The organism is Pseudoalteromonas phenolica, from assembly GCF_005886345.1.
Taxonomy (GTDB): Bacteria; Pseudomonadota; Gammaproteobacteria; order Enterobacterales; family Alteromonadaceae; genus Pseudoalteromonas; species Pseudoalteromonas phenolica_A.
Genome location: NZ_PNEC01000021.1, coordinates 92,225 through 108,723, shown reverse-complemented (window position 1 = coordinate 108,723; position 16,499 = coordinate 92,225). Strand labels below are relative to the sequence as shown.

General features: G+C 41.2%; 14 protein-coding genes. 9 read left to right on the top strand and 5 right to left on the bottom strand.

Features of this window, described 5'->3' with window-relative positions; translation table 11 throughout:
• Positions 1–313: 313 nt before the first annotated feature.
• The 3 genes from edd to gap are packed head-to-tail and all read left to right on the top strand — an operon-like array spanning position 314 to position 3,833.
• Positions 314–2,167, top strand: coding sequence for a phosphogluconate dehydratase (gene edd / locus CWB72_RS10170; protein WP_138631108.1), 1,854 nt, complete (start codon positions 314–316; stop codon positions 2,165–2,167).
• 23 nt (positions 2,168–2,190) lie between these two features.
• Positions 2,191–2,811 (top strand): bifunctional 4-hydroxy-2-oxoglutarate aldolase/2-dehydro-3-deoxy-phosphogluconate aldolase, encoded by a 621-nt coding sequence (locus CWB72_RS10165; protein ID WP_138631106.1) that lies wholly within the window; start codon positions 2,191–2,193, stop codon positions 2,809–2,811.
• Between the two features lie 14 nt (positions 2,812–2,825).
• Positions 2,826–3,833: a type I glyceraldehyde-3-phosphate dehydrogenase gene (gap, locus tag CWB72_RS10160; RefSeq protein WP_138631105.1), complete on the top strand. Its 1,008-nt coding sequence runs from the start codon at positions 2,826–2,828 to the stop codon at positions 3,831–3,833.
• Between the two features lie 375 nt (positions 3,834–4,208).
• On the opposite strand, the gene recN is transcribed toward gap, so the two are convergent.
• The 3 genes from recN to nadK form a co-directional block, all read right to left on the bottom strand.
• Positions 4,209–5,885: a DNA repair protein RecN gene (gene recN / locus CWB72_RS10155; RefSeq protein ID WP_138631104.1), complete on the bottom strand. Its 1,677-nt coding sequence runs from the start codon at positions 5,883–5,885 to the stop codon at positions 4,209–4,211.
• Between the two features lie 87 nt (positions 5,886–5,972).
• On the bottom strand, positions 5,973–6,518 hold the full coding sequence (locus CWB72_RS10150) for a hypothetical protein (protein ID WP_138631103.1): 546 nt from the start codon (positions 6,516–6,518) through the stop codon (positions 5,973–5,975).
• A gap of 52 nt (positions 6,519–6,570) precedes the next feature.
• A complete protein-coding gene (gene nadK, locus CWB72_RS10145; protein ID WP_138631102.1) occupies positions 6,571–7,455 on the bottom strand; it encodes an NAD(+) kinase in 885 nt (294 codons plus the stop codon).
• An 83-nt stretch (positions 7,456–7,538) separates the two neighbouring features.
• Here nadK and CWB72_RS10140 point away from each other — a divergent pair, with 83 nt between their 5' ends.
• The 4 genes from CWB72_RS10140 (at position 7,539) to CWB72_RS10125 (ending at position 11,147) form a co-directional block, all read left to right on the top strand.
• A complete protein-coding gene (locus CWB72_RS10140; protein ID WP_130256443.1) occupies positions 7,539–8,474 on the top strand; it encodes an HrcA family transcriptional regulator in 936 nt (311 codons plus the stop codon).
• A gap of 54 nt (positions 8,475–8,528) precedes the next feature.
• Positions 8,529–9,131, top strand: a complete 603-nt coding sequence (gene grpE, locus CWB72_RS10135; RefSeq protein ID WP_138631101.1) for a nucleotide exchange factor GrpE — start codon at positions 8,529–8,531, stop codon at positions 9,129–9,131.
• A 133-nt stretch (positions 9,132–9,264) separates the two neighbouring features.
• Positions 9,265–10,059, top strand: coding sequence for a M48 family metallopeptidase (locus tag CWB72_RS10130; RefSeq protein ID WP_138631100.1), 795 nt, complete (start codon positions 9,265–9,267; stop codon positions 10,057–10,059).
• Positions 10,060–10,304: 245 nt separating this feature from the next.
• Positions 10,305–11,147, top strand: coding sequence for an isopenicillin N synthase family dioxygenase (locus CWB72_RS10125; protein ID WP_138565966.1), 843 nt, complete (start codon positions 10,305–10,307; stop codon positions 11,145–11,147).
• Between the two features lie 122 nt (positions 11,148–11,269).
• Here the strand turns inward: CWB72_RS10125 and rnt are convergent, their stop codons facing one another.
• The gene (gene rnt / locus CWB72_RS10120) at positions 11,270–11,935 is read right to left on the bottom strand and encodes a ribonuclease T (protein WP_138631099.1); all 666 of its coding nucleotides are present in this window, start codon (positions 11,933–11,935) and stop codon (positions 11,270–11,272) included.
• A 209-nt stretch (positions 11,936–12,144) separates the two neighbouring features.
• Here rnt and CWB72_RS10115 point away from each other — a divergent pair, with 209 nt between their 5' ends.
• Complete coding sequence (locus tag CWB72_RS10115) at positions 12,145–12,987, top strand: flagellar protein MotY (RefSeq protein WP_252371532.1); 843 nt, start codon at positions 12,145–12,147, stop codon at positions 12,985–12,987.
• Positions 12,988–13,044: 57 nt separating this feature from the next.
• Here CWB72_RS10115 and mnmC read toward each other — a convergent pair whose 3' ends face one another.
• Entirely contained in the window at positions 13,045–15,024 is a 1,980-nt protein-coding gene (gene mnmC / locus CWB72_RS10110) for a bifunctional tRNA (5-methylaminomethyl-2-thiouridine)(34)-methyltransferase MnmD/FAD-dependent 5-carboxymethylaminomethyl-2-thiouridine(34) oxidoreductase MnmC (RefSeq protein ID WP_138631098.1), read from the bottom strand.
• A gap of 178 nt (positions 15,025–15,202) precedes the next feature.
• On the opposite strand from mnmC, the gene fabB reads away from it, so the two are divergent.
• Positions 15,203–16,417 (top strand): beta-ketoacyl-ACP synthase I, encoded by a 1,215-nt coding sequence (fabB, locus tag CWB72_RS10105; RefSeq protein WP_058029499.1) that lies wholly within the window; start codon positions 15,203–15,205, stop codon positions 16,415–16,417.
• The last annotated feature ends 82 nt before the right edge of the window (positions 16,418–16,499 follow it).

Genomic DNA, 16,499 nt, shown 5'->3' with positions numbered 1-16,499 from the left:
CACCAAGAAATCTTCAATAATTTCAAGCTTGTACCTATTTAACTTTTTGTTTGGCTATTAACTTCAATCAAAAATTAATTGGAAACTGAAGTTTGTTCATTTATGAATCTTTGACTAAATTGAATGTTAGGTGTTGACACCGGTGTCAGCTTTGTGGCTCAATAATATGACACCGGTGTCAGGTTGGGGTGAGAGACAACCTGATAGCGTACCTTTGAACGGGTAAATCTAAAGATGCTCGGTACATTTAGAGTGGAGTCTTTAATTGTACTGAGCCTTTTATCCTCTTAAATTTTGAGTAGAGTAGAATTTTATGTTACATCCTCGTATCCAAGCCGTCACAGAGCGTGTTATCGAACGCAGCAAAGCAACACGCCAAGCCTATTTAGCACGCATCGAAGAAGCAAAAAAACAAACACGTGTTCGCGCTGGCTTAGGATGTGGCAACCTAGCTCACGTTATGGCTGCATGTTCAAGCTCAGATAAAGATCGCCTTAAAGCTGACGAGCAACCTAACTTAGCAATTATCAATTCATACAATGACATGCTTTCAGCGCATGTGCCTTACATCGAGTATCCAGCTTTAATTAAAAAGATTGCAGAAAAATATGATGCGACCGCGCAAGTTGCTGGTGGCGTACCTGCTATGTGTGACGGTGTGACTCAAGGCCGTGATGGCATGGAATTATCTTTGTTTTCACGTGATGTGATTGCGATGTCAACAGCCGTTGCACTTTCACATGATGTTTTCGATGGTGTTTTTTGTTTAGGTGTGTGTGACAAAATCGTACCGGGACTATTAATTGGTTCGCTTTCATTCGGTCATTTACCTATTTACTTCTTACCAGCTGGCCCGATGCAGTCTGGTATTCCAAATAAAGAAAAAGCACGTGTTCGTCAAAAGTTCGCTCAAGGCTTAGTTTCTCGTGAAGAGTTACTAGAGGCAGAGAGTGCGTCATACCACAGTGCGGGTACTTGTACTTTCTACGGTACTGCAAACTCAAACCAGATGCTGATGGAGATCATGGGTCTTCACCTTCCTGGTAGCTCTTTCATCAACCCATACACTGAACTACGTGATGGCCTTACGGGCAGTGCGGTTGAGCTAATGCTTAAGCAACTTATCGAGAGCAAAGATGCAAACCCAATCGGTGAAGTTGTTAGCGAAAAAACAGTGATCAATGGCTTAGTTGGTCTACTAGCTACAGGTGGCTCAACAAACCACGCAATTCACTTAGTTGCTATGGCGAAAGCGGCAGGCGTTCAAATCACCTGGAAAGACATGGCGGAGCTCTCTGAAGTTGTGCCTCTACTAACACGTATTTATCCAAATGGTTCTGCGGATGTTAACCACTTCCAAGCAGCGGGTGGTATGGGCTTCTTAATGCGTGAATTACGTGATGGTGGCTTCTTACATAATGATGTGAAAACTATTGTTGGTGAAGGCCTAGATGCTTATACCCAAGAGCCAGTGTTAGATGTTGATGACAACCTAATCATGTCTAGCAACACAGGTCCGAGCAAAGTGAAGTGGGTGCCTTGTCCTGAAAACTCACTAGATGAAGAAGTACTTCGCCCTGTGAGCAACCCATTCAATAAGCAAGGTGGCCTTCAGCTACTAACAGGTAACATCGGTAAAGCGGTTATTAAGGTATCAGCGGTTCAAGAGCAACACCAAACAGTTTCAGCACCTGCAAAAGTCTTTAGCTCACAAGCTGCGCTTCAAGATGCATTCGCTGCAGGTGAATTAAACACAGACTTTATTGCGGTGATTAAAGAGCAGGGTCCTAAAGCTAAGGGCATGCCAGAACTTCATAAATTAACGCCTGTAATGGCAACGCTTCAAGACCAAGGCTACAAAGTGGCGATTGTGACTGACGGCCGTATGTCTGGTGCGTCAGGTAAAGTACCTGCAGCAATCCACTTAGCACCAGAAGCCGTTGAAGGCGGGATCATCGCTAAAATTCATGATGGTGACTTGATCACTCTTGATGCACCAAATGGCGACTTAATTCTCCATGTATCAGATGAAGAGTTAGCAAAGCGTGAGCATGTGATCAGCCATACTGAGCCAACTTATGGCACAGGCCGTGAGCTATTCGCAGGATTCAGAAATATCGTAAGCAGTGCAGACCTAGGCGCGAGTGCCTTTGGACTAGAAGAATAAAAGCATTGGGAATGAGGAACAAGATGAGCATTGAAAACATTTTAACATCAGCACCAGTTGTACCAGTGGTGGTGATTGAAAACTTAGAAGACGCTGTACCGTTAGCAAAAGCGTTATATAACGGTGGTCTAAAAGCACTAGAAATTACCCTTCGCACACCTGTTGCGGCAGAAGCGGTAAAGCTAATGAAAGAAGCAGTACCAGAAGCTTACGTCGGCACAGGTACTGTGATTGATAAAGCAACATTCGAAGCATCAGTTGTAGCAGGTGCTGACTTCATGGTGAGCCCAGGTGTAAATGATGAGCTTTTAGCACTTGCTAAAGAAACTGACATTCCGTTCTTACCGGGTGCAGCAACACCAAGTGAAGTGATGAATTTAGCATCACATGGTTTCAAGTTTTTAAAATTCTTCCCTGCAGAAGCTGCAGGTGGCGCACCAATGCTTAAGTCAATTGGTGGTCCATTACCACAAGTTAAATTCTGCCCAACGGGTGGTATTAGCTTAGCAACCGCACCTAAGTACCTAGCCTTAAATAACGTTGTGTGTGTTGGCGGTACTTGGATGCTAGATAAAGAACTTATCGCAAACAAAGATTGGCAGGCGATCGAAGCGCTTGCGAAACAAGCAAGTGAAGTAAAATAGTCGAGGAACTGAAAATGATTAATATCGCAATTAATGGTTATGGCCGTATCGGTCGCAATGTTTTACGAGCGCTTTACGAGTCTGGTCAAAACGAAGAAATTAAAATAGTCGCTATCAACGATCTAGCACCAGCTAATGTGAATGCGCACCTAACTCAGTTTGATTCAGTACATGGTCGTTTCAACCAAGAAGTTGTACTAGCTGAAAACACGTTAGTGATTGGTAATGACGAAATCACGCTTACGCAAGAACGCGATCCTGCGAACCTACCTTGGAAAGCGCTTAACGTTGATATCGTATTAGAATGTACAGGTATCTTCACGTCACGTGATGCTGCAGCTAAGCACATTGAAGCGGGCGCGAAAAAAGTAATCGTTTCAGCGCCAGGTACTGATCTTGATGCAACGGTTGTTCACGGTGTGAACTCTGAAGTGATTAACGCTTCTAGCAATATCATTTCAAATGCATCTTGTACAACCAACTGTCTTGCACCAGTTGCTAAAGCACTAAATGACGCAATTGGTATTGAACAAGGCAGCATGACCACCATTCACGCTTACACCAACGATCAAGTTCTAACTGATGTTTATCACCCAGATCTTTACCGTGCGCGTAGTGCAACTCAGTCTATGATCCCAACTAAAACAGGTGCTGCAAAAGCAGTTGGTTTAGTATTACCTGAGCTTGCTGGCAAGTTAGACGGTATGGCGGTTCGTGTTCCTACAGTAAATGTGTCTTTAGTTGACTTAACATTCATTGCTTCTCGCGAAACAACTGCTGAAGAAGTAAACGCAGCGGTTAAAGCGGCTGCAACTGAAGGTGCAATGGCTGAAGTGCTTGAGTACAACGAGCTACCGCTTGTTTCAATTGACTTCAACCACAACCCTGCGTCATCAGTGTTCGATTCAACGCAGACTAAAGTTGATGGTAAATTAGTTAAAGTAATGGCTTGGTACGATAACGAGTGGGGTTTCTCTAACCGTATGATCGACCAGGTAAAAGCTCTAGGTCAACACCTATAAGTTAAAGTTAAAATAGGTATAAAGAGTTAATTTAAATTCAACAGAAAAGCATAGCTGAGTAAGTTAATCTAAATAGAACTAATAAATAGGCTGTAACGAAAGTTACGGCCTATTTTTTTGGCAGAAAATTTATTGAAAGTTATTTAATTTGTTCACTATGTTAGACGTAAATTCAAGGAAGCAAGTAAAGGGAATATATTAATTCGAACAGCCTAAGAGACCGTGAATCGTGGTTAATACTGCAAAAGTTACACATAGAGAGGTAAGAACAGCTTACTTTAAGAGTAAAGCCTACAGTGCTTTTAAAAAGAAACGTCATAAGCTTTCTACCCATAGTGCAATCTAATCAAGATAGTGAGTTTTGTGCAAACGAGTTTAGGCTGCTTGAATAGCTAATAATTCTTTTGCACTTGCCCGAGTCGTTTCACTAATAGACTCACCACCGATAAGTCGGGCAATTTCGTCAATTCTATGCTCGTCTTTTAATGGCTGCATAGAAGTAAAAGTTTCACCTTTAACAACTTTTTTGCTCACAAAAAATTGCTGATGGCCGCTACAAGCAACTTGCGGTAAGTGTGTTACGCAAATCACTTGAGTCGATTTACCAAGTTTGCGCAGTAGCTTTCCTACTTGAGAAGCTGTCGGTCCAGAAATACCCACATCCACCTCATCAAAAATAAGTGTTGGCGTTGTGACTTTGTCAGCAATTATCACTTGGATTGCTAAACTTATTCTTGATAGTTCACCACCTGAGGCAACTTTTGCTAGTGCTTGTAATGGTTGACCAGGGTTTGTAGAAACTAAAAATTCAATGGCATCAAAGCCTTCATTATTTGGTTTTAATTCAGGCTTAGGCAGGAGTTCAATAGCAAATTGACAGTGTTTCATGGCTAGCTCATCCATGCTCGCACTGATCAGCTTTTGTAGCTTTTTTGCAGCTTTAGAGCGACTTTCACTTAGTGCGCTAGCCGCGTGTTGATACGCTGTAAGTGTATGTGCAATTTCTTGCTCTAAAATATCTATACGCGCATTGTCAGAACTTATATTGTCAAGCTGTTGCTTTAGAGACTGATGGTGCTCATATAGTTCTTCAGGTCTAACATGATGCTTACGTGAAAGATCCATGGTTTTAGATAAGCGCTCTTCAACTTCTTGAAGCCTAAGCGGGTCTTGATCTACATGAGCTGCATAGTCTCTGATTTCTCGACTTGCCTCTTCAACTTGCACAACTGCTTCTTCTAAAATTTGCGCAATATTACCTAGATTACTATCAAAACCGCTGAGATTAACAAACTGTTGTGCACTATGCTGAAGCTGGCTTAATACAGTTGTACCATCTTGTTCATACAGTGCTATTAATTCTTGCTGACATGTATTTATAATCGTTTGACTATGACTAAGACGATATTGCTCTTCTTCAATCTGTTTGTATTCGTCTTGATCGAGTGCAAATTCATCTAGTTCGGCAACTTGATACTCTAGTAGTTGTTGCTGTGCAGCTTTAGTTTGTTGTTCTTTGAGCAGAGTTGCATATTCACGCTGTAATTGTTGATAGTGTTGATATTGGTCTTTGACGTTATTTTGTAAGTGCGTGTGACTAGCATAGGCATCAATGAGGTGTAATTGGTGTTCATTCTTAAGTAAAAGTTGATGGGCATGTTGTCCGTGGATTGCGATCAAATACTCACCAAGTTCTTTTAATTGACTGGCGGTTACAGAGACGCCGTTTATGTAGCTTTTACTTCTACCATTTTTGCTGATAACTCTACGAAGAATACAGTCTTGCTCTTCGTTATTTAGCATATGCTCTTTAAGAAATTTATGTGCTTTAGGGAGGCTTTGAATGTTAAAGCGTGCAACAATTTGTGCACGCTCGGTATTTGGTCTTATTGCTCCGGCATCAGCTCTTTCACCAAGGCAAAGAGAGAGGGCATCAATGGCGATTGATTTACCTGCACCAGTCTCGCCAGTGATGGCAGTCATGCCATCACGCCAGTCAATACAAAGGTCATTTACAATCGCGAAATTATTAATTTCTAAACTAATTAACATGGCTGTATATCCAAACAGTATTTGACTGTTAATTTATACAGTAGTTAGAGATAAATCAAGAAGCTTCTAACGTTACAATAAAATATATTAACTTTGCTCTTGTATGTTGTCTCCGTCATTATTTTGTTCTGTATCATCTTCAGAGGTAGACTCAGAAGGTTTGTCTGTATTTGAACCTTTTATTAAAGTTATCATTGCAGGCAAAGATTCATGATAAAAGTCTTTATTGTAAGCTGCGCCATTAGTAGGTAGCTCTCTGGCAAATGCAACTAATTTCTCTTGTAAACCATCCATGTCATCTTGATCTCTATGAATATGTACTTGTTCACCGACCGTAAGAATAAAAAGCTCAACAATGCGTTCAAGTTGGTTTAAGTTATCTTCAGTGTGAGGTTGCACCACGAAAAAATTACTTACAATACAGTTAATTATACAGCTGTGATTAGATGGAAGGGCACCAACTGAAACAAAATCAGAGACGTTATGTTTAAAATGTTCAACAACCTCTGAATGCCTTTGGTTAAAAAGTAATTTCTCTGCACATTTGGCTTTTTTTCTATTGTTTTCTAGAACAAGGTAAACCCCCAACAGAGTAATAAGTAAGACGGTTGTTGCAATAATGATATAGTTCATAACTGTAATATTTCCAATTTGTTATGGCTTGATCTTAATTATGCTTAGAGAATTAGTAAAGCCTGCTACCCCAATTTAATTTTTGTCTTAACACGTCATAATACGAGTAACTTTTTGGGTGGATCAGACGCAGTGCACTTTTTGCTTTTTTAATTAAAACTTCATCTCCAGGTAAAACCGCCAAAACAACATGTGAATCACAGCTAACTTGTAAACTATCGGTATTTTCTAAACTAAGTTTTAACCTCACTTCTTTGTCACCATCAACAACCAAGGGTCTGCTCGATAAGGTATGAGGGAACATGGGGACAAGTGCCATCGCGTTTAATTCAGGGGTTAATATAGGTCCTCCACCAGAAAGAGAGTAAGCTGTTGATCCTGTAGGTGTGGAGACAATTAATCCATCAGAGCGCTGTGAGAAAACAAACTGATTATCTATAAAGGCTTCAAATTCAATCATATGGGCGACTTTATCCGCATGAAGTACGGCTTCATTCATAGCTGAATTTGCACTTTTTAGCTCGTCATGGCGATAAACTTCTACCTCTAATAAGAAACGAGACTCAGCAATGAATTCACCTCTTAATACCTCTTCTAGCGCGGGTTCAAAACCATCGGGGTTAAGATCAGTTAAGAAGCCTAGATTACCTCGGTTAACACCAATTACTGCAACATCAAAACGTGCCAGTACTCTGGCGGCACCCAGCATGTTGCCATCTCCACCAATAACGATGGCAAGATCACAGCGTTTTCCTAGTTCTACCAACTCTATTAGCCCTTCAGGCGCAATTTCGGCAACTTGAGCGCCGACTCGTTCTTCAACGAGCACTTCGTATCCAAGAGCTTGCAAAAAGGTATATAAGCGGTGTAATGTCAGTGCCGCACCTTTGTGATTAGGTTTACCGATTAAGCCTATGGTTTTAAAAGGGCTTGTCATGATTGTTTTCCTTGATTAAGTTAGCGCAAGACTAACCGAAAATTACATAAGAGAAAACTCTTTTGATGGCCTGTGGAACAAGTATGAAATTAAGTCCCAGAGATCAACAAATTTTTACTGCCGTTATGAGTATGTATTGTAATGGTGAGGGGCAACCAGTGCCCTCAAGTAAAATTGCCAAGCAAAAAGGCATGGCTGTTTGCTCCGCTACAGTTAGAAATGCGATGGCCAGACTTGAGAAAGTAGGACTGCTTTGCTCGCCATATACTTCTGCTGGCAGAATGCCTACAGCCCAAGGCTTTAAGTATTGGCTTGATGAATATTTTGATTTGCCCGATATTGCAAATTACTGGCAACCAGAGCAATCTCAACTGGTTGAACTCGCCCATTCTTTGAGTCAAAAATATCAAGTATGTTGTTGTGTTGGTTTACCGCAGGCAAGCTCACAATTAATCTTTCGAGTTGAAGTCTTAGGCTTTGATAGTAGTTCATGGCTGGTATTATTGATTGATAGAACAGGACAGTCACAAAATATATTGATTGATAAGCCAGACGCAGAAACGGATGCACAGCGTTATCAGTTTGCGGCTTGGATGAACACTGTTTTTAGCCAGCAGCCACTTAAAGAGGGCTTACAGCGCATGTTTGCAATGGCGAATAGTGCGCCTAAAACATGTATGGCGCAGTTGACTCAATGGACTTCGCAGTTACATCAACAGCTTGGCTCTGATAACTGCATTCTGCTCGGAGAGCGCTATCTATATAATGAACTCGAGTCTGATAAAGAGCTTAATCTGGGTGTGACATTTTTACATGATGTTGAAGATAAACTGGCATTTAAAAATGGTGTATCACTTGTTATGGGTGACGAATTGAGCAATTTTGATTTAACTAAAACAGTGATCTTAAGCTTACCTTATTTTGAAAATGGTGAATATCAAAGTCGTTTTTGTGTCATTTGTTCAACATCTGCCCCGATAGAATCGATAATTGAAGAATTTTCTCGCGTAAGTACTTGAAACTGATTTTTCCACCCCCATAATGACCGCAGTTGTAAGATTTTGGAGAAAAAAATGTCTGAGCAAAACAATGCCCCTGAGCAAGAAGTTGTAGAGTCTGTTGAGCAAGTAGAAGCAGAACAAGAACAAGAACAAGAACAAGCTCAAGAAGAAGTACAAACTGAATTAAGTCCAGAAGAAGAAATTGCTGGTCTTTACCTTGAACTTGAAGCGGCAAAACAGACAATTGCAGATCAAAAAGACAGTGTTGTTCGCGCAGCGGCAGATGTTGAAAACATGCGACGTCGTGCAGCACAAGATGTTGAGAAAGCGCACAAATTTGCACTAGAAAAGTTCGCTAATGAACTACTACCGGTGATTGATAACCTTAATCGCGCCATTGAGTTTTCAGATAGAGAAAACGAAACACTAAAGCCAGTGCTTGAAGGTGTTGAAATGACACTAAAAAGCTTTGAAGATGCAGTAGCAAAGTTTGGCGTTGAAACGGTAAATCCACAGGGTGAAACGTTTAACCCTGAATTTCATCAGGCGATGTCGATCCAACCAAGCAATGACGTTGCACCAAATACTGTATTGGCAGTAATGCAAAAAGGCTATACGTTGAATGGTCGTTTATTACGTCCAGCTATGGTTATGGTATCAAAAGCGGCTGAATAATCGCTAACAAGAAATACTATTTTATGAACGGGCCTCTTTGGCCCGTTTTTTGTTGTTAGAATTAACATTGCCATTGAAATCTTGTTATTTAAAATAAAACGATAAACTTAAAATTTACTTCAGGGGAAGTACTATGAAAAAACTGATTGGTATCGTTGCATTGTCTTTATTGGCAGCAGGTTGTAAAACATCGCCAACAGGTCGAACGCAAATAGCTCTGTATTCACCGCAGAAAATGAATGAAATGGGTGTCGCAAGTTTTGCTCAAATGAAAGAGCAGCAACCAATTGAAAATAATAAGCAAACTAATCGTTATGTAAGATGTATCGCGGATAAACTGATTGCACAATTGCCGAGCCAGTATGCCAATCAAGAGTGGGAAGTAGTGGTATTTAAAGAGAATAGTGCGAACGCTTTTGCATTACCTGGAGGTAAAATAGGGGTGCATACGGGCTTATTAAATGTTGCTAAGGATCAACACCAACTTGCAGCTGTTATGGGCCATGAAGTAGGGCATGTAATTGCTGAGCATGCCAATGAACGCGTATCGCAGAACAGTATATTGCAGTTTGGTCTTCAAGCTAGCGATGTTGCATTGCAGATGGGTAATGTTGAATATCGAGAAGCGATAATGCAGGGTCTAGGTGTGGGTGCTCAAGTTGGGGTTGCTTTACCTTTTAGTCGTTCTCATGAGAGTGAAGCAGATGTCATTGGTTTAGATTTAATGGCAAAAGCTGGTTTTGAACCGACAGGTTCAGTGAGGCTTTGGGAAAACATGAATAAACTCAGCGGTGAACGACAAGCAGAGTTTTTATCTACTCACCCAGCACCTGAAACACGTATGCAAAATTTAAAGCGTAACATGCTAGAAGCTGAAACATTAAAGCGTGCAGCTTGGAAAAAAGGCTTGAAGCCAGCGTGTAAGTAGACGCATATTAAAAATAAAAGGTTGCATTATTGCAACCTATATTGGGTATTTAGATTAATTGATCTATCTCAATTGAAATTAACACATATGCAAAAGGCGGACATAAGTCCTTATGTAGGGCGTTCTATTTTTTTATGCTCGCCGCACTCTTATGTCAAGGGTCAACACTATTTGATAAGGCTAGTAAATATTTGGCTACACTTATCAAAAAGCTGTTTTAACTAAACACAACTGAGTGGACCATTATGCAACAATTACCTACGGTAGATTACCGCGCAGATGACGCAGCTGCGCAATTCGTTGAGTCTTTACGTAACACAGGATTCGGCGTTTTAAAAAACCACCCAATCCCACAAGAATTAGTTGAATCAATTTATAAAAATTGGCAAGAGTTCTTCTATACAGAAGAAAAGCACAACTTCCTATTTGACAAAGAAAATCAAGATGGTTACTTTCCGCCAGAAGTATCGGAAGTTGCAAAAGGCTTCACTGTAAAAGACATCAAAGAGTATTTTCATGTTTACCCTAAAGGTCGTGTACCAGCTCAACTAGAAGCTGAGGTTCGTGAATACTACCGTATTGCAAATGAGTTTGCGGCAGAGCTATTAAGTTGGGTTCAAGGTCAGGCTCCGGATGAGGTTAAGGCGAAGTTTTCAATTGATCTTAAAGACATGATCAAAGATTCTGAGCAAACTTTATTACGCGTGCTGCACTACCCACCAATGACGGGTGACGAAGAGCCAGGTGCGATCCGCGCTGCTGCTCACGGTGACATTAACCTGCTTACTGTACTACCTGCTTCAAATGAACCTGGTTTACAAGTACAAACTCAAGATGGCGGTTGGTTAGACGTACCATGTGATTTTGGTAGTTTGATCATCAATATCGGTGATATGCTTCAAGAAGCGTCAGGTGGCTACTTCCCATCGACTATTCACCGTGTTATCAATCCATCAGGCAAAGCGTCAAAGAACTCACGTATTTCTTTACCGTTATTTTTACACCCAAGACCAGACGTTGTGCTTTCAGAGCGTTATACAGCAGACAGCTACTTGCAAGAGCGTCTTGAAGAGCTTGGCGTAAAATAAACTTTGCATTTACAAAAAGCCTATAAAGCAAAAGGCCATAACGTTTGTTATGGCCTTTTTTATTAGTCAAAGTAAGTTCAAACACTAAAATGCTAAAACATTTTAATATGAGTGATGCTAATTTAAGCTTCAGATCCTTCGTCTTCTTCTGCTTCTAATTCAGGTAGTGGCCAACCACCTAATGCTTGCCATTTATTTACGATAAAACAGAATAACTCGGCTGTACGCTCGGTGTCGTACAGGGCTGAGTGAGCTTGGCTATTATCAAATTCAATACCAGCTGTGCGGCACGCTTTTGCAAGCACAGTTTGGCCTAGTGCAAGACCTGCCAAAGAGGTAGTATCAAAGCTTACAAATGGGTGGAAAGGGGTGCGTTTTATTTTGTTACGCTCTATTGCTGCATTTAAAAAACCATGGTCAAACGCAGCATTATGTGCAACAACCACTGAGCGAGAGCAACCCGCAGCTTTTTGAGCTTTTCTCACCATTTTACAGATTTCTTTGATCACAACATCTTCATCTTCAGCACCACGTAATTCTGAAAACGGATCAATGCCGTTAAATTCAATGGCAGCTTGCTCGATGTTTGCACCTTCGAAAGGCTTTACATGAAAATGTAGAGTTTGATCTAAACTTAGAATACCTTCATCATCCATTTTTAAAGTTGTGGCAGCGATTTCTAATAGCGCATCTGTGTCTTTGTTAAAGCCAGCTGTTTCTACGTCGATAACAACAGGAAAGAACCCACGAAAGCGTTGGGAAAATAAAGTTTGATCTTGATCTGCCATAATGCACTTATGTTATGAATTTAAGGGGCGTATTATACTGTTTAGATAGATTTTTGCGACCCGAAATATGTTTCAATCACTAAGCTTTATTGAGTGATAATGCTTACGGCATATTTCTTGCTTTTGAGTTGTTGAGATCATCAAAGCGGCATTATTTTGTCAGTACGGAGAACGTTGTGAAGTACAAAGCATATTTATTCGGTTTAGGACTGTTATTCGCAGACATTGGATTTGCGGATGCGGCTATGCGCCAGTATAGCGCTAATACTGACAGTTCAAATTGGGATGTAAATAAGACCAAACGCCTTTCTTGTGCTTTGCATCATGAGATCCCATATTATGGCGAAGCTATTTTTAATGTCGTAGCCAGTAAAAATAAAGATCTGACTTTTAACCTCGACATGATTGTACGCCCAGAGACTTATGACTTTGCTGGTTTGCAATCTGTACCACCACAATGGCGAGCAGGGGTGCCAGTTCGCGATATCAGTAAAATGCAGCTGTTAAAAAAGTTTGATGGTGAATTGAATAATGATGTCTCATGGGAGATGCTCACAGAGCTTGAAAAAGGCTTTCATCCGACATTCTTTTATAAAGATTGGCAAAATAGTGCTGACCGCATTTCTGTCGCGCTCTCCTCTGTAAACTTTCGACAAGCTTATTGGGCGTTTTTACAATGTCGCGATAACTTGCTGCCATACAGTTTCGAAGATATTGCTTTTACGGTAATGAATTATAAAAAGAACTCTAGCGATCTAACCAAGTCATCCCGTAAACGCCTGGAAATGATAGGTGAGTATCTTAAAAACGATGACAATATTGAATCTATATTTATATCGGCTTATACCGACAGCTATGGTGGTCGATGGATAAATATGGAGCTTTCGAAGAAACGTGCTAAAGCGATAAAAGACTATATGGCGAGTATGGGTGTGCCAGCCGATAACATTCAAACAGAAGGGTTTGGTGAGAAGCGTCACGTGCAACCCAATGACAATGCCATAGGTCGTGGTAAAAACCGTCGAGTAGTGATTCGGATAGCAAAACCTTAGTTTTGATTGGTTTTAAAATAGAAAAGGCGTCCTAGGTCGCCTCTTCTATTTTAATGGCTAAATCTTATTACGAATAAGATCTCTGACAATAAAGCGGTTTGGGTGAATAGCCTCATTGACTCTTAAACTATAAGGGCTTGGTTCGTTACATAGTTTGGCAATCAAATGCTCGGTTGCCAGTGGCGCGCTGCATAAGCCTCGTGCCCCAAAACCTGTAACGATATGAAGCCCTGCATAAGGCATTTGTTCTTCAGAGAAATCATACTGCTTACCTTTACTTAAGTTTGCATAGGCCTGACATAAATCTGCTTTCTCAGGGACTTGACCGAGCATAGGTAAGTGATCATTGAAACAGCATCTCACTGCGGCTTTCGCTGAAGTAATGTCACCAAGGCTTTGCGCAAAGTCACTCTGCTCATAAAACTTCATTAACTGTGCTTTGTTAGTGACATTATCTTCGTCTTTAACTTCACGGCTTTTGGTTTGTTTATCAAAGGTTGCACCCATACAATGATGGCCATCGATGCTTGGCGTAAAATAACCTTTATGACACAGTACGGTTTTTAATTTATCAGATACTTCACCAGATCTAATATGCGAGACTTGGCCTCTGACACCGTGTAAGCCAATGTCTTTTGTTTGCTCGAACCTGTCACTGTGTTCACCGGCGCAAACAAATACATCCGAGAATGGACCAACTCGGTTGTCTTCAGTAACTAAATACCACCCATCTTCGCTTTGCTCTAAAGTTTGAACATCTGTATTAAAATATGTTTGCACGCCTTGCAATGCATTGGCAGCATCAAATACAGCATGGGTTAACTGTGCTGGGTCTACCCAGCCAGCTTCAGGAAAGAACAAACCGGAATAGGGTAATTCTGCACCTGCCAGTTCACTGGCTTGTGATTCATTCACAGAATAAATCAGTGACTCAGGCCATACCGCTTTTTCTACTAACTTTTTGTGTTGCAGTGTTTTGCTCTCATTTACCGCTTGGAGTAAAACGCCACACCAATCATGGTCATATTCAAAACCTTGCGCGGCAATATCTTTGTATAGCCTTAATGCATATAAATAGCTGTGGGCATAGAACTCGCTTGATGGGCTATTTTCAGATTGTAGATTAGGGTAAACCGCGCCTTGTCGATTATGTGAGGCGCCTTTTGCAAGTGCATCATCTTGGCAAAATAAAGTAGCGCTAATCCCACGCTTAGCTAAATGATATAGTAAACAGCTAGAGCCAACGCCCCCACCAATGATGGCAACGTTATTGAGTGGCCTTTCGTTTAAGTTGTAAAACTCGGGTGTATTGTGTGTGCTGTTAGCGATATTTAACTGACCAACAACCATCTCACGTTTGCGACCAAAGCCTTTTACTTTTTTGCATTCGAACCCTGCTTCTTGCAATCCACGACGGACAAAACCTGCAGCAGTAAATGTCGCGAATGTTGCATTGTCTCGGCTTAGATTCGCCATGGCGTTAAAGAGCGGTTGTGTCCACATATCTGGATTTTTACTTGGTGCAAAGCCATCTAGGTACCAAGCGTCCACAATACCTTGTTGGGTGAAATTCATTTTAGGTAAAGTGTCGTGCACATCACCAAACCATAAATCAAGGGTTACACGGCCATTATCAAACTCAAGACGGTGACAACCTTCAAGTGCAATCGGATAGTGCTTACAAAGCTGCTCTGATAATGATGTGAGGCTTGGCCAAGCTGCTAACGCTTTTGTAAGCTCCGATTGCTTTATTGGAAACTTTTCAAAAGAAATAAAATGTAACTTTGCTTTGCTACCTTCTATTTGACGCCATTGTTGCCAAGTATTTAAAAAATTAAGACCTGTACCAAATCCAGTTTCTGCGATCACAAAGTGTTTTTGATCGTGTGAGGTTAATCGCGCTGAAATGTTGTTATTTTCGTAGAAAACATAGTGAGATTCAGCAAGACCATCATCGTTCGAGAAATAAACATCATCGAAGTCGTCGGCAACCGGTGTACCTGATTCATTAAAGTGAATTTGTGCGTTTTTGATCATGATTAATGCAATTAGGATCGAATTAATGCAGTATTCTACGTGTTTTAATTGTTTTCGTCCGTTGAAATTTAGTAAAAAACAATTCAGAGTACGTGTGTAAGCTGGAAAGCTGACCACTTGAGGTCACAATTCAAAGTAGAATACACAGAATTTAGAAATAAAATTAAGGGAATCACCCATGAGAAGAGCCGTTATTACAGGTATCGGTATTGTATCGAGCATCGGCAACGACAAGAACGAAGTATTAGAGTCTTTAAAAGCGGGTAAAAGTGGCATCGTTTTCAATCAAGAATTCGCTGACTACAATCTTCGTAGTAATGTTTCAGGTAACATCGACATCGACGTTAAAGCACACGTAGATCGCAAAGCACACCGCTTCATGGGCGACGCTGCTGCATTCTCTTATATCTCAATGGCACAAGCGATTGAAGATTCTGGTCTATCTGAAGAGCAAGTGTCTAACGAGCGTACTGGCTTAATCGTTGGTTCAGGTGGTGGTTCTTCTAAATATCAAGTAGAAGCTGCTGATATTCTTCGTGAAAAAGGTGTTAAGCGCGTAGGTCCTTACATGGTTCCTCGTACTATGGCATCAACAGCGTCAGCATGTCTTGCAACGCCTTTCAAAATCAAAGGCGTTAACTATTCAATCAGCTCTGCTTGTGCAACATCAGCGCACTGTATCGGTAATGCGGTAGAGCAAATCCAACTTGGTAAGCAAGACGTTATCTTTGCAGGTGGTGGTGAAGAACTTCACTGGACACTGGCAATGGAATTCGACGCAATGGGCGCGCTTTCAACAAAGTACAATGAAACGCCTGAAAAAGCATCTCGTACGTACGATGCAAACCGTGACGGTTTCGTGATCTCTGGTGGTGGCGGTATCGTTGTTGTTGAAGAACTAGAGCACGCACTTGCTCGTGGCGCACACATCTATGCTGAAATCGTAGGTTATGGTGCAACTTCTGATGGTTACGACATGGTTGCACCATCTGGTGAAGGCGCTGTTCGTTGTATGAAGCAAGCAATGGCTGACGTTGAAGGTGACATCGATTACCTAAACACACACGGTACTTCTACACCAGTAGGCGACGTGAAAGAGCTTGGTGCAATTCAAGAGTTATTCGGTGAAAAATCTCCTGCGATTAGTGCAACGAAAGCAATGACTGGTCACGCACTTGGTGCTGCAGGTGTTCACGAAGCTATCTTCTCACTACTTATGCTTGAAAATAACTTCGTAGCGCCTTCAATTAACGTTGAAGAGCTAGATGAGCAAGCACAAGGCCTAGACATTGTAACTGAGCGTCGTGACGTTGAGCTAAATACGGTAATGTCTAACAGCTTTGGCTTCGGCGGTACAAACGCAACACTTGTGATGCAAAAGTACAAAGGCTAATACTTAACAAAATTAAGTGTTACCAAGGACACAGCCCAGTCAATTGACTGGGCTTTTTTATGAGTGTGTGATTAATATTAGG